Below are 14629 nucleotides of genomic sequence, written 5' to 3'. Positions count from 1 at the left end.
GCCGTTATGAGGATCGAACTCATGAGCGATCAGGATCGTATTACCGAATTCTCCATTTTGTACGAAATCGCCTCCATGCCCACACGGTTATTGGGCATAGAGCCAATCGGTGAGGCGGTTGTTGATAAAGCTACCCGCCTGCTTAGCACCGATTTGGCTATCTTATTTCTGTATTCCCCTGATCAGGATGCCCTAGAACCAAAGGTCTCTCGTGGGGTTCGCCTCAATCGGGCTGCCCCTATCGTCTTACCAACCCAAAACAATGATCCCTTAGCTGATCTTCGCGCTGGACGTGTCGTCATCTGGTCAAGCCACCTCCATTCCAAAGCGCTTGCTCCGCCTCTCAAGATCAATTACCCGATTCACAACGCCTTGTACATTCCTATCGGTCAAGATGATCGCCTGCTTGGGATGATTTATGTGGCGCGTCTGGCGGAACGCCCCTTTACGCGGGAAGAACTCTCTTTCTTCACCGTCTTGGCAGATAAAACAACGACAGCCCTTGATAATCATTGGCTCTTGGCGGAAACACAGCGCCAGTTAGAGGAATTGAAAAAACAACGGGCGCGGCTGGAAATCAGCAATCAGGTGGGGCAGCAAATCACCTCAATCTTGACCCTAGACGAGTTGCTCACTGAGGTCGTCAGTTCGATTCAGGTTCAATTCGATTATTATTATGTCAGCATTTGGCTACCCTCCGAAGAATCTCAGGTGATGACGGCGTATGCAACGGTGGGACGCCACCAAAAAGCCCAACTGCTTCCAGATTATCAAATCCCCCTCGATGCCCCTAAAAGCATTATTATTCGCGTCTACCGCACAGGGCTGCCCTACCTTGCCCAAGATGTAAACAGCGATCCAGAATATTGGGCGCTTGCCGCTATCCCCGACACAAACTCGGAAATTGCCTTACCCCTGCGCATCGGTCAGAAGATCATCGGGGTGATGGATATTCAAAGTGATCGTCCGAATGCCTTTGATCCAGAGGACGTGGCGCTCCTCCAGACCATTGCCACCCAGATAGGCGTCGCTGTTCGCAACGCCCAACTCTATGAAGATGCCCACCAAGCACGCCAAGAAGCGGAAGAGGCAAACAAAACAAAAACCCTTTTCTTGGCAAACATGTCTCATGAACTGCGCACCCCATTGAACGTCATTTTGAATTTCACCGAATTTATGGCGGATGGCTTAATTGGGGATATTGATGAACAGCAAGAATCTGCCCTCCGCCATATCCTTGCCAGCGGAGAGCATTTGCTCACCCTGATCAACGATGTCCTCGATCTGACGAAGATCGAAGCGGGCATGATGGATTTATTTATCGAACGGGTTGATCTTAATGCGGTGTTGGCGGCGGTGGTTTCGATGGGAAAAGGGCTGATCAAAGACAAACCCATCGTCTTTGAGGTGCAGCTTGAGCGCTTACCTTCCAGCTTTGGCGAGATTCGTCGCTTGCGCCAAGTGTTTTTGAACATGCTCTCTAATGCCATCAAATTCACCAAAACAGGGACAATCACCCTACGCGCCAGTTTTGATGAGGCTACCCAAGAAATTGAGGTGAGCGTGCGTGATACGGGGATTGGCATTGCCCCACAAGATTGGAACAAAGTCTTTGAATCCTTCAAGCAAGCCAAGCACGATCTGACAGGCACAGTAGGAACGGGGTTGGGGATGCCCATCTCCAAATACTTTGTAGAAATGCATGGAGGGCGCATTTGGTTTGAAAGCGTGGAGGGGGCGGGGACAACCTTTTATGTGCGCTTGCCGATCCTTACCCTTAGTCAGGCAGAAAGCTATAGCAAATCCATGAAATCGATTGAGGTGTAACCCATTACACATCTACACGAGTACACGAGGCAGCGAATGATGAATGTGATAGAAGACCCTTGCTTTGTCTATGTGGAGGATGACACCCTAAGCCGAGAAGTCATGCATATGCTGCTGCATAACCGGCTAGGCTACAAAAAGTTCACTATTTTTAGCACCGCCGTTAATCTGATCGAGCAGTTACGTGAACTGCCCTATCACCCTAATGTTTTTTTTCTTGATATTCAGATGGGCCCCCCCACTGGGTATGATGTGCTTGCTCTCCTTCGTAAAGAGCCAAGCTATCAAGAGGCGACCATTATCGCTATGACCGCAAATGTGATGTCCTATGATGTGGTAAAACTACAAGAGGCTGGCTTTGATGGCTTGATTGGCAAACCGATCCGCCAGAAAGTCTTTGGCGATTTGCTGCAGCGTCTGCTAGGGGGGGAAAGCGTTTGGTATGTGCCTTAGGAAAGGCTATCTATGGAAAATTTTGACCTTCGTCGGATAGTTCGCAGATGAATCCGCTGATGAGGCGACTGCCAAAAACAAACTCTTGGGGGGAATCCATCCATGACTGACTTTAAAGGGATCCGCGCTCTGATCATTGATGACGATGAGGCAAGCGTCAATGTCCTTGGCTACTTGCTCCATGCGCTGGAGGTTGAGGTTGATGTCATTACCGATAGCCACTGGATCAGCGAAAAAATTGGAACGATCACCCGCCCTCATGTCGTTTTTTTAGACCTTGAAATGCCCGCCATGAACGGCTATCAAGTCTTATCCTCCCTGCGTGGACTGCCTCTTTTTGAGGGCGTGCCAATCATTGCTTACACCACCCATGTAAGCCATATGAACGAGGCGCGTTCAGCCGGATTCGATGGCTTTCTGGGCAAGCCCCTAGAACGAAAAACCTTTCCCGATCTTCTCGCTATGATGCTCAGAGGCGAAGGCGTCTGGGTGACGCGCTGAAGGACAAAGAGGCGTTCAATCCACCGTGGGAGGGGCTGCTTACACACCCTAAGTACAAACACAGTGAAAAGGCGGGATAACGCATGATCCCGCCGCTAAAGCAGCGGGCGCTCACGGGCGGCGATGGGCGCAAAAGGCATTGCGCCCCTACGGGAATTACACTAATTACCTTCCTGACGAACTATTAGTGGGCGTTTCTTCCATAGTCTCATCACGGATTGCCTGCGCCGAGACCTCTCATAAGAAGCGTCCAGACGCTCTCAAATGCCGCATCGATGTTCAGATCAGCCCACTCTGCGGCATGAACAGGATCATGGAAGCGTGCTGTGGCATAGAACACCCCCTGCCCTGCGGCAAAAGGATCATTTACTGTAAAGTCGCCTTGTTTAACCCCCTCGGCGATGATCTGGGCGATCTGGCTGACAAGGGTATCGACATGCCCTTTGACGACATCTCTTGCGCCGGCGACAAGTTGAATGTAGGTGGCAAACAGTTCGGGATCGTCTAGCGCACGGCTTCGTTTGGAGCGAATCAAGAGATCAAACCAGCGCCGCAGCCGCTCTGGGGCGGGCGTATTCTCCCCCACCACCGCTGCCAATGGTGCGCAAAGACGCGCCAACCAGCGTTCGGTGACGGCATCGCGCAAGGCTGCCTTGCTTGGAAAGTGCCGGTAAACACTCCCGTGACTCACCCCCAACACGCGGGCAACGTCAACGACTGTCGCTTTGGCGGGACCAAACCGACGAAGGACATCTTCTGCCGCTTCCAAAATCTGTTCAGGGGTGAGTGCTGTTTCGGTCATCACATCGCCGTGCTGCTGTTTACATAGGATGGGTGACTTCGCTCATCCATCACCAAATGAAGGATAGTTCAGGCGCTGCCACGCCGTTCGCGCTCGCTGTCGAGGGACGCCATCCCATGCACATTATAACGTTCCCCGGCGGCAGCGCCAAGCGGCACAGCACGCTCAATCTTCGCCAAATCGTCCGCTGTCAGAAAAACATTCCGTGCGCCCAACGCTTCCGTCAGACGATCCCGCCGCCGCGCTCCCACCAGCGGAACTATATCCTCGCCACGCGCTAATACCCACGCAATAGCGATCTGGGCAACAGTTACCGCCTTTGCTTGTGCAATCTCGCGCAGGGCGTCCACAAGCCCAAGATTATGATCCAGATTTTCCCCATCAAAGCGCGGACTTGCCTTGCGGAAATCGTGTGCCGCCATCGTCCGTTCCTTCGACCAATGCCCACTCAGCAGCCCACGCGAGAGGACGCCGTAAGCTGTCACCCCAATGCCAAGCTCACGGCAGGTTGGCAGAATCTCCGCCTCAATCCCGCGTGAGAACAGGGAATATTCAATTTGCAGATCAACGATGGGATGGGTGGCTTGTGCGCGGCGCAGCGTATCAACTCCCGCTTCGGAAAGACCGATGTGCCGCACATACCCCGCCTTCACCATATCCGCGATTGCCCCAACGGTGTCCTCAATCGGTACATTGGGATCGACCCGTGCCGGACGGTATATGTCCACATAGTCTGTACCAAGCCGCCGCAGGGTGTAGGCGAGGAAGTTTTTGACGGCGGCTGGTCGCCCGTCAAGCCCGCCGACACTGCCATTCGGTGCGCGTAACACACCAAACTTAACGCTAACCACAACCTGTTGGCGAGTATGGCTGCGCAGTGCCTCACCAATTAGTCGTTCGTTGTGTCCCATCCCGTAAAAGTCGGCGGTATCCAGCAAGGTGATCCCCGCCTCAAGCGCCGCGTGAAGTGTGGCGCCGCTCTCCGCCTCATCACTTGGACCATACAAATCCGACATGCCCATACAACCAAGACCAATTGCCGAGACAGCAAGTCCGGCAGAACCAAGCGTGCGAGTCATGATGATGCCCTCTGTCAACAGTCGATGGACGCAGTATAATATATAAAATGACAGATGTCAATATTTGTCAGTCAGACCATTTGTTGAATTTTACCAACGGGAATGAGGGAAGCGTACATGACGCTTCCCTACAGACGACCCGCCATGAAGGGTGCGGGGTTGAAAGGCGTGTCCGCCATTAGGTCAGCCTAAACGAGTTGCCCAAGCACCGAGTGGTCTAGGCTCTGTTGAGAGTGTCATTCTCGTAAGGGCGCCATGCCTTGCGCCCATCGCCGCCCGTGAGCGCCCTACGAGGATTGCCCCACCCCCTAACACAGAGAGGGACTTTCTCCCCTTTCCCTGTGTACGGGGAAAGGGGACTGCGGCGCAGTAACCGGGGGGTTAGGGGTTCTGACCCCAAACCCTCACCACAACCAAGTTACCGGCGCGGTGTCCGCGTTGGCTCATAGGTGGGCGTCGGCGGGAAAAAGATCGTTGGCAGCGGTGGGAGTGGAGCAGATGTGTTCGTTGGCAGCGGCGTTGGGGTCAACGTTGGCGAAGGGATCGCCGTGTTCAGCGTCGCCGTGACGGGCGGAATGTCCAACGTCACCGTTGGCAGCGGTGAGGCATCCCGCGTGACAGTAACGGGGAGGCGTGTATTGGGCGGCAGCGCGGCAGTCACCGTTGCAGGCGGGAGGAAGGTTGCTGTCGGGGTGAATGGCGTCCATGTGGGGAGCGGCAGGATGGGCGTTGTCTGAGGGATGAGCGCCGTCGGGACGGGCGTCCATGGTTGGGCAAGAGGTGTCGCCGTTGGGTGGGCAGCGGTCATATCGGTGATGGCGGCAAAGGTTGGGCAGCTTGGGGTGGTGTCGCTGATTCCAAAGGTCACCAGTTCTTCCTTTGTCAGATCGCCAAACAAGCGTGAACAGGCATAGTCCACCATCCCCATCACCGCCGTATCCCACAGGCGAATCGTGCCATCTTGCCCGCCGCTGACGATATGCAATCCCTCAGGGGAGAAACGGGCGCTGTTGACAAAATCGCGGTGTCCAATCAGTTGCCGTATTAGTCGCCCACTCTCCACCTCCCACACATAGATATACCCCCGCGTCGGGTCGTCGGGATCGCGGGTGGTGGCGAGAACATAGCGCCCGTCAGTAGAAAAAGTAACGCGGGTAACGTTGACACGGACGACGCCATCGCCAAAAAAGCGGATCGTGTTCCCCGTTTCCACCTCCCACAAGCGCGGCGCGGGGTTGCCACCCCCACCTCCCCCTGTGACGATGTACCGTCCATCGGGAGAAAAGGCAACTGTGAGGATTTCTACGCCGTCTCCTTCAAAGATGCGCAGTTGCTTCCCGCTTGCCACCTCCCACAGAATCATCCTGCCATCTGCACTAACGGTAACAAGGGACGTTCCATCGGGCGAAAGAGCCACCCCATAAACGTTTTTGGAGTGTCCAGCAAAGGTGCGCAGCAGCGCCCCTGTCATTGTGTCGTAGAGGTAAGCGATGCCGTCCAGATTGCCAACGGCAAGGTACTGCCCATCGGGAGAAAAGGCAATGTCCCACCCTTCACGGGGATATTGACCATAGTCGCGTTGGCGTTTTCCAGTGGCAATATCCCATAAAATGACATTTCTAGCGCCAGCGTTCAGCGTCACCAGATAGCGCCCATCAGGGGAAAAACGAACCTCGTTGAGGTGGACATCATCCGCCTTCCATCGTCGCACGACGGATTCTGTTCGAGTGTCCCAAATAACGACATCCCCCCCATCCATCCCTGCCGCCACATAGCGCCCATCGGGGGAATAATCAACGCTGTAAACGGGCGACTCTGCCGTGAATTGGCGAACAGTCTGCGATTTATCCGTTGCCCATAACCGCACCTGCCCCTGTTGATCCCCACTGAGGGCGTAGCGCCCATCAGGAGAAAAGGCAACCCGATATACCGGCGCTTGATGTTCCGTGAAACGGCGGATTTCCTTGCCGGAAACCGTTTCCCACAAGCGCACCGTCTTATCCAGCCCCCCCGTGAGGACATTCTGCCCATCAGCGCTGATGGCGGCGTACAACACATCATTGCTATGCCCCGCAAAAATTTGGATCACCTCCCCTGTATAGACATCCGTCAAACGGGCTGTACTATCCGCACTGGCAGTGAGAATTCCCTGTCCATCCGGGGTAAAAACTGCCCTGTAAATCGTATTTCTGTGTGGTTTATAGCTGCGCACCAAGCGCCCGCTGGTTAATTCATGCAGCGCCATGCCATCTCCGTTGCTCAAGATAAACAGGACATACCGTCCATCGGGGGAAAGCTGCACCCCACTTAACCCATCAACTGCCTGTGACCACGCCGGAAGCTCTTTTTCGGCGGACACATCCCAAAGGCGAATCGCATTATCCTCGCTATAGGTAAGGAGCGTTTTGCCATCAGCGGTGAGTGCGGCATAGCGGACAACATAGTTATAACTGGCATTTGTTGTATAGTGGGTGGGGTTGGCAAAGGTCTTTACTGCCTCCCCTGTTTGCACACGATAGAAAATGACTTTATCGTTGATCCCCATGACAAGGAACTGCCCATCGGCAGAAAATTGAGGGGGACTTGTACTTGTCGTCAGCGGAAAGCTCCCCATCTTAATGCCCTGTTCCACCGCCCACAATTGCAGGTCACTATCCGCCTGAATGAGCGCAAACTGACCATCGGGCGAAAAAGCGAGAATCCCTATGGGCGAAAAAGGCGACTGAGTACGGGCAAAGACCTTCGCCGTGTAAAGACTCGCCAGCGCCCGCTGAAGGGCTAAATCCCCCTCTGACGTGCTGCCCGTCCTCAGCGAGCGGATCGCCAGCAATGCGGCGGTGGCGGCATTCCCTCCCTGTGCGAAAACGGTATCCGAGAGCGCAGCAAGGCGCAGCACCTCTGTGCGGGTCAGGTTGGCATCGGCGGCGGCGATCTTTTTCTCCACCTCAGCCGCTTTTATCTCGGCATCCCTCACCTTTTGTTCGGCAGTCGCTTGCTTCACCTCAGCGGTGGCGGCAACCCCTGCAATCGCCGTAGAGGTGTCTTGTGCCGCAGCGACGGCTTTCTTTGCCGTATTCTCCTGCTCTCGTGCTAATTGCTGCCCTTGAAAGCCAAGATAGGCGGCAAGGATCGCCGCCATAATGATCACCGCCGCGAACACCGTCGTGATCAACAACCGCTGACGGGTGCGCCTTGCCCCCACTTCCATCCGGCGCAGTTGATCAATGCGCCCCTGCTCATCCGCCGCCCGCGCTTGTTCCGCCGCCTCTGAAGCGGCGATGAATTCCGCCTCCAACCCGCTTGCCGAGCCGCGTTTTGCCCACTCTTGGGCGTCAATCAGCTTGCTCCCGCGATACAGATCGTCGGGGCGTTTTCCTTTCCGCCGCCATTCCGCCGCATCCTGGGCGACGATTTGCTGTGCGCGAATCCCCTCGCGCCCCTCGCTCAGCCAGACTTTCAGCCGCCCCCATTCGCGGATCAGCGCCTCGTGACTCACCTCCACCGTCTCGATCTCTCCAACGCGATCCGCCGTCAGAAGGCGCGCCTCGGTAAAGGCTTGGCGCACCTCTGTAAGACGTGCCGATGCCGCTCCGTCCGTCAACACCAGATCGGCGCTGTTGGCGCGGCGGCGGGTGGTATCTTGCTCCGTTGCACCGGGTTCGATCAGGCGCAAGAGCAAAAAATGGGCAAGAGCGCGGTGGGCGTCGCTTGGGAGGGCAAGGTAGGTTGCCTCAGCATGTTTCGCCAGCGCCCCGCGCACCCCGCCAATGGCGTCATAGGCGGCGCGGGTCAGGCGGCGACCCTCCCGCCGTTGAAAAAGCTGATCGAGGGTGAACTGCAAGAGGGGCATTGCCCCCGTTTGTTCGCGCACCTCAAAAACAAGTTCAGCGACCAGTCCCCGATCGAAGATCAGTTGGACATCGTTCTGTCCGGCGGGGCGCTCAATGGCATCTTTCAGATCGGTCAGGCTGAAGGGGAGGATGGACTCGCTGTGATCCTTCACCAAGCGCCCCAGATCGGCGTAATTCAAGGGGCGATCATAAAAATCGGCGCGGAGCGTGAGAATCACATTCAGGGGCGAATTGCCCTCAGCAAGCGCTGTTGTCAGCAGATCAATGAATCGTTGGCGTTCACTTTCCGTCGCGGTGAGGGTAAACAATTCCTCGAACTGATCGATCAAGAGAACGACACGCCCGCCGGGGGCTTTCAGGGCATTTTGGGCAAGGATGTGCAGCCCACGCCCGCCGCTCATGTCCAGATCGTCTAGAATCGCCTTGACGCTCCGCGCCGGAAAGACGCTGCTGAAGGCAAGTGCCGTTCGTTCCAGCGGGTGTCTGCCGGGGACGAACGGATCAATGAATATCCAATCGGGGTGCGCTCGGCGGAGCGCGGGCATCACCCCTGCCATGACCAAACTCGACTTCCCCGACCCCGATGCGCCCACCACCGCAACGAACCTTTCGCCTTCCAACCGCACCATGAGCGTTTTGATCAGCCCATCGCGCCCGAAGAAATCACGTTCATCCTCGGCGCGGAAGGCGCGCAAGCCTTTGTACGGGTTGCGCGGCTCACCGCCCGTTTCGGCGGCAGCCGGCGGCGCGGCGGGCATCTCTCCAGTGGATTCCCGTCCCCGTAAGGCGGCGGCAATCGCCTCAATCCCCGTGCGGTAGGCGTCCCCCCGCATATCCACATATTGAATCTTCCCCAGACCCATCGGGATGCAGTCGATCCAATGCTCCCCCACCGCCCACACAGGATAAAGCGGACGGCTATACATCTCGGCAATGGCGATCTCATCTTGCACATACGAGGATCGCCGCGAATCAGGGGAGGCGACGAGCAGCACCCCCCACGAACGCTGAATCGCCCCCCGAATTGCCTGTTCCCAATCGGGCGTGCCGGGTTTCAAGCCGCGCTGGTCAATCCAAACCTTGACGCCCCGTTGGTTGAGATCGGTGATGAGGGCATCGACAAACGCCTTGTCTTTGCGGGCATAAGAGAGAAATACCTGATCGCCGGGTTGGGCATCAATGCGGTTCACCGCCCGTTTCAGCGCGGCAATTCGCGCTTGTTTATCCGCCCCCATCTGTTCAGCGGCAGTGAGCAAAAATACCCACAGGGCGTTTCGTTCGTCCGCCTCGGAAACCATCCCATAGGCATAGGCACGGTCAAGGGCGTTGGGGAGAAAATCGCCCACCGCGCCGGAGAAGGTGATCTGTGCCAAAAGGGGGTGGCGGCTGCCTAAGGCGGCAAGGAACAATGCGCGGCGTTCCTCCTCTCCCCCGCATAGCGGCATCAAAAGATCGCTGATCTCGCGGATCGTCTCAGGGTTCATGGTTACCTTACCCCCCATGTGTGCGGCGTCTGCCAAGCGTACACCGGAAAGGGTGAGAGCGTCAATGAGGGGGTCTTTGACGAAGGGAGGGCTTACGCAGTTGAACGTGTTTACCCTAGTATGTATTGAAAGGAGAAGGTTGAGGGGGCTTCCCCCTCAAAAAATGGCTTCCCCCTTCTCCCATTGGGAGAGCGGGTACACGCCGAAGGCGGGTCGCAGGGGGATGAGGGTAAGGGTGTGACTCCTAGAAAGGAGCAAAACACAAATTGCCAAGAGGGGCGGCTTTGAGTATCATTCCCACGTTCGGTGTGCTGAACACTCAGCACCGTTGTGGGAGAGGGTATGCTTCTTCGCGCTTTCCGCGCCGCAGACAAACTGACCAATGCCGGGCTGCGCGTTCTTGCGTGGGGCGGCGCTTGGCTGGCGCGACAGTTGTTCTATCTTCGGTTGTCCTTCACGGCGCTGCTGCTTGCCGTGCTTGCCATCGTCTTTCGCACGGCAAGCGTCGGACGTGGGGCGTACAACGCCACCCTTCGCCGCCAGTCCATGGCGCAGCGGGCAGCCGCCGAAACGCCGCGCACGCTCATCCGCGAAGACCCCTTGAAATCCCAAAACCGCGTCTTGAGCTTGTTCACCGTCGTCCTCTTGATCGCCCTCATTGGCATCGTCCTTTGGACGACGAACAATGCCGGAACTGCCAACCGCCTCCCGCCCACCAGCGATGGGGCTGTCGCACTACCCATCCTCCCCACGATTCCAAGCCCCACGCCCACCCTCACCCCGACGGCTTCCCCCTCGCCCGTCCCTGATCCTTTACGGGTCGGCGGGAGCATCGTCTATTCCCTGCGCGTGGAGGGGCGGGAAAATCTCTTTGTCTTGGGCATTGGCATGGCGCAGCCGCTCCGGCTGACAAATACCCCCGTCGATGATCGGGACCCAGCATGGAGTCCCGATGGGAAACGGATTGCCTTCACCAGCCGCCGCGATGGAAACTGGGAACTCTACACGCTAGACATGGAATCGGGCGCCCTCACACGGCTCACGGTGACCTCCGGCTACGAGGCAAACCCAACATGGAGTCCCGATGGGGCGTTCATTGCTTACGAGGCGTACACCAACGACAATCTCGATATTTACATCATTGCGGCGGGCGGCGGCGGCGAACCACAGCGGCTCACCTACAACCCCGCCCCCGATTACGCTCCGGCATGGGGTCCTGCCCCTAGCCGCCTGCGCAATATTGCCTATGTAAGCCAGCGCGATGGGAACGCCGAGATTTACGTGATCAGCCTTGATCGTCCGGTGGAAGAAGAAGCGCTGCGGCTGACGAACACCCCAACGATTGAGGAAAAATTCCCCGCATGGAGTCCCGATGGGGTAAATATTGCCTACAGCGCCTACAGCGAAGGGGTAGAACTCGTCTTTAGCAAGAGTTTCAACAACCCAACCGGAGTCCCGCTGACCATTGGGCGGGGGCGTGAACCAGCGTGGTCACCGAACAGTCAGAGCCTTGTCTTTGCCTTGGATGTTAACGGGCAAACAACGCTTGTTGGCGGCTTGGCAACGGGGATCGGCGTCGCCTCCCCGTTGGCAATCTCCCTCCCGGGACGTGCCAGCCACCCCCATTGGACGGCGGCGGAACTACCCGATTCGCTCATCACCAGCGGCGGGGCAAAACCCAACGATCCCCCGCTCTATTCGGAAGCGGTTGCCCCAGAGAGCGCCTCCCCGCCCTTTTACCAATTCCGCCGCTTGCCCGCCATACGCGCCCCGCTGCCCGTCCTCTCAGACCGCGTGGACGATAGCTTCGTCGCCCTCCGCGAGGTATCAACACAGCGCATTGGCTACGATTTTCTCGGTGCGCCAGCCGATTTGCTCTGGACGCGGGATCGCCTTCCCGAACCCGGTCAAAGTCGCCAGAGTTGGCACTACGCCGGACGTGCCTTTGCCTTTGACCGCAACCTGATCTTCAACACCCCCGCTCCCATTGAGATCATGCGCGAGGATATTGGGGCAAACACCTATTGGCGGGTGTACATCCGCGTCGATCCCGCCTTTCAGGATGGGCGCTTGGGCGAGCCGCTCAAGGAATACCCCTGGGATTTCGCCAGCCGCATCGAGGGCAACGATCCCGCCGTCTTTGAACAGGGCGGGCGGCGCAAGGGGGCGATCCCCAAAGGGTATTATGTCGATTTCACACAGCTTGCCGCCGATTTTGGGTGGGAGCGCTTGCCTTCTGAGCGCCAATGGCGCAGCAATTTCCCAAGCCTGCTCTATTGGGAATTCGATAAACGCGAGGGGTTAGCCTGGGCAGAGGCAATGTTTGAACTCTATACCCAAGCTGAAATTGACGCCTTCCTGTTCGGTCCCACCGCCATTCCCACGCGGACGCCGCAAGCTACGCCCACCTTTGGTCCTTCCCGCACACCAACCCCACGCCCGCCGGATGGGGGCTAACGGGAAATAACCATGCCTCACCCACGCCGCACCCAACAGGGACTCCTCGTCCTGCTTTTGGCATTAGCGCTTGGCGTTTTTTTCATCGTCCGCAATGCCCCGCCCCCTTCTGGTGGGGACGAGGTGTCCCTCCCCCCCGCAGCGACGATCCTTCCCACCGCTGATCTCACCCCCACCCCGCGTGATGCGGCATGGGTCGGCGTGATCAGCAATCCCTTGCTAAACCCAACGGCAACACCGGGCGTGGTGATCGTCATGCCCCTTGTCGAGCCACCAACTCTAACGCCTATGGCGACGAATTACTGGGACTCCACACCCACCCCAACGCGCTTGATCCCCAACGCCAGCCCCACCCGCCCCGCGCCCACTGCTGCCGCCCCTATCCCCTCAAGAGGTGGGACGGTTCGTGATCCAAACGCCCAACCCGGCGGATTCTCGCCCCCGCCCGAACTCGCCCCGCTCTCGCTTGACCCCCGCGACCATTTCTGGTTTCGCCGCCCCGTCGATTCCAGCGCAAACAGCACCCAATTAACATGGTACGTCTACGGCTCAAATGGCCCCTTGAATGGGCTGCGTGTCCATCATGGGATTGACCTCCCCAACATGGATGGGAAGGAAGTTCGCGCCGCCGGCGATGGCTTGGTCATTTGGGCGTCCGATAACTACAGTTGGACAGAGGACGGCTATACCGAATACGCCTACACCTATGGCAATGTCGTGATCGTCCAGCACGATTTTGGCTTTAACGGACGCCGGCTCTACACCCTCTATGCACACCTTTCTTTGTTTTTGGTCTCAGCGGGTGATCGTGTTCGCATGGGGGATGTCGTTGGCTTGAGCGGGCGCTCTGGGATGGTCAGCGGACCTCATGTTCATTTTGAAGTGCGCGTTGGCAGCAACAAATACAATGCCACGCGCAACCCGATTTTGTGGATGGTCCCCTTTGAAGGGCATGGTGTCATTGCCGGGCGCATCCTTGCCCCCAATGGGCAGCCTATCCAAGATGCCCTTGTCCGTCTTTGGCAGCGGAAGCGCGTCGTAGATACGACAACAACCTATGTGAACCCCTTCTGGACGGACAGCCAAACCTATTGGAATATTGTCCCCGACGACGTGTGGCGGGAAAATTTTGTCTTTGGCGATGTTCCGGCGGGCGATTACACCCTCACGGTGAATGTGGGCAATCTCGATTATGAAATGCAAGTCACCGTCCGCTCAGCAACAACATCCTTTGTCGATTTTAACCTCAGCCAGCATGAGCCAACCCCCTCTGGTTAGCAGGTAGTTCTGAGAGATCGTATGAATCGTCGCGCCATTGCCGCCCAAACAATCACCATCCTAGAGAAAGGGGAATACGAAACCCCAAACGGCGCGAATGTTTCACTTGCCCACTCGTTGGCGGCGTGCCTTTCTGCCACGCGCTGCTACGATCCCGATTCCCTCGCCGCCCTGCGCGATCAAGTCATCGCTACCCCATCTCCCTACCCCGAAACGACCTTTGAGGTCATCAGCGAGACAACACTGGAAGGGTGTGCGCGGTTGGTGGCTGCTGGGCGTTACACCCGTGTGGGGGCGCTTAACTTTGCCTCGGCACGGAATGCTGGCGGAGGTTTTCTGAGCGGCGCACAAGCACAAGAAGAATCGCTTGCTCGCAGTTCGGGGCTGTACCCTAGCCTGCGGCGCTGCCCCGATTATTATGCCTACCATCGCCACCACGCTGCGGCGCTCTATTCAGATCGGATGATCTACAGCCCCGCCTGTCCCGTCTTTCGGCGTGATGATGGCACATTGTTGGAGCAGCCTTACGCCGTTGATTTCATCACCAGCCCCGCCCCAAACGCCGGGGCAATCCGCCACAACGAACCAGAGAGCATCCCGGCTATTCCGGCTGTTTTGCATGAACGGGCGGGAAAAGTCTTGGCGCTGGCAGCGAGCCAGAACATCCCCACCCTTGTCTTGGGGGCGTGGGGCTGCGGGGTATTTCAGAATGATCCGCTTATGGTAGCCACCACCTTTCATCATCACCTGACACAGGGGGGGGCGTTCTGGGGACGCTTCGCTCATATTCGCTTCTCCATTTATGATCGGGGCGGGGCAATGCTCGCCACCTTTCGGGAACAGTTCGCCGCCTACAGCAAAATTCAAGGAGATTGACCTCTTCGTGGTTGACAGCCC

General features: G+C 57.3%; 9 protein-coding genes. 6 read left to right on the top strand and 3 right to left on the bottom strand.

Annotated elements, in window-relative coordinates:
- The first annotated feature begins 21 nt into the window (after nucleotides 1–21).
- From HS103_04330 to HS103_04320, 3 genes are all read left to right on the top strand, one after another.
- A complete protein-coding gene (locus HS103_04330; protein ID MBE7512026.1) occupies nucleotides 22–1827 on the top strand; it encodes a GAF domain-containing protein in 1806 nt (601 codons plus the stop codon).
- Between the two features lie 36 nt (nucleotides 1828–1863).
- A complete protein-coding gene (locus HS103_04325; protein ID MBE7512025.1) occupies nucleotides 1864–2280 on the top strand; it encodes a response regulator in 417 nt (138 codons plus the stop codon).
- A 102-nt stretch (nucleotides 2281–2382) separates the two neighbouring features.
- Complete coding sequence (locus tag HS103_04320) at nucleotides 2383–2781, top strand: response regulator (protein MBE7512024.1); 399 nt, start codon at nucleotides 2383–2385, stop codon at nucleotides 2779–2781.
- Between the two features lie 211 nt (nucleotides 2782–2992).
- Here HS103_04320 and HS103_04315 read toward each other — a convergent pair whose 3' ends face one another.
- From HS103_04315 to HS103_04305, 3 genes are all read right to left on the bottom strand, one after another.
- Entirely contained in the window at nucleotides 2993–3583 is a 591-nt protein-coding gene (locus HS103_04315) for a TetR family transcriptional regulator (protein ID MBE7512023.1), read from the bottom strand.
- Nucleotides 3584–3651: 68 nt separating this feature from the next.
- Nucleotides 3652–4665, bottom strand: coding sequence for an aldo/keto reductase (locus HS103_04310; protein ID MBE7512022.1), 1014 nt, complete (start codon nucleotides 4663–4665; stop codon nucleotides 3652–3654).
- A gap of 415 nt (nucleotides 4666–5080) precedes the next feature.
- A complete protein-coding gene (locus tag HS103_04305) occupies nucleotides 5081–9997 on the bottom strand; it encodes a TIR domain-containing protein (GenBank protein ID MBE7512021.1) in 4917 nt (1638 codons plus the stop codon).
- 342 nt (nucleotides 9998–10339) lie between these two features.
- Here HS103_04305 and HS103_04300 point away from each other — a divergent pair, with 342 nt between their 5' ends.
- From HS103_04300 to HS103_04290, 3 genes are read left to right on the top strand one after another with little or no spacing between them, the layout of a single operon-like run.
- Nucleotides 10340–12454, top strand: coding sequence for a PD40 domain-containing protein (locus tag HS103_04300; GenBank protein ID MBE7512020.1), 2115 nt, complete (start codon nucleotides 10340–10342; stop codon nucleotides 12452–12454).
- 12 nt (nucleotides 12455–12466) lie between these two features.
- The gene (locus HS103_04295; protein ID MBE7512019.1) at nucleotides 12467–13732 is read left to right on the top strand and encodes a peptidoglycan DD-metalloendopeptidase family protein; all 1266 of its coding nucleotides are present in this window, start codon (nucleotides 12467–12469) and stop codon (nucleotides 13730–13732) included.
- A 21-nt stretch (nucleotides 13733–13753) separates the two neighbouring features.
- Entirely contained in the window at nucleotides 13754–14608 is an 855-nt protein-coding gene (locus HS103_04290; GenBank protein MBE7512018.1) for a TIGR02452 family protein, read from the top strand.
- Nucleotides 14609–14629 lie beyond the last annotated feature (21 nt).

This window comes from Anaerolineales bacterium, from assembly GCA_015075625.1.
In the GTDB taxonomy this organism is placed as follows: Bacteria; Chloroflexota; Anaerolineae; order Aggregatilineales; family UBA2796; genus UBA2796.
The sequence above is the reverse complement of the archived record's forward strand: the minus strand, read 5'-3'. Positions and strand labels throughout refer to the sequence as shown.

Coding starts and splice junctions, on each gene's coding strand:
- HS103_04315 (MBE7512023.1), bottom strand. CDS start 3,583: ATGACCGAAACAGCACTCACCCCTGAACAGATTTTGGAAGCGGCAGAA.
- HS103_04300 (MBE7512020.1), top strand. CDS start 10,340: ATGCTTCTTCGCGCTTTCCGCGCCGCAGACAAACTGACCAATGCCGGG.
- HS103_04325 (MBE7512025.1), top strand. CDS start 1,864: ATGATGAATGTGATAGAAGACCCTTGCTTTGTCTATGTGGAGGATGAC.
- HS103_04330 (MBE7512026.1), top strand. CDS start 22: ATGAGCGATCAGGATCGTATTACCGAATTCTCCATTTTGTACGAAATC.
- HS103_04320 (MBE7512024.1), top strand. CDS start 2,383: ATGACTGACTTTAAAGGGATCCGCGCTCTGATCATTGATGACGATGAG.
- HS103_04295 (MBE7512019.1), top strand. CDS start 12,467: ATGCCTCACCCACGCCGCACCCAACAGGGACTCCTCGTCCTGCTTTTG.
- HS103_04290 (MBE7512018.1), top strand. CDS start 13,754: ATGAATCGTCGCGCCATTGCCGCCCAAACAATCACCATCCTAGAGAAA.
- HS103_04305 (MBE7512021.1), bottom strand. CDS start 9,997: ATGAACCCTGAGACGATCCGCGAGATCAGCGATCTTTTGATGCCGCTA.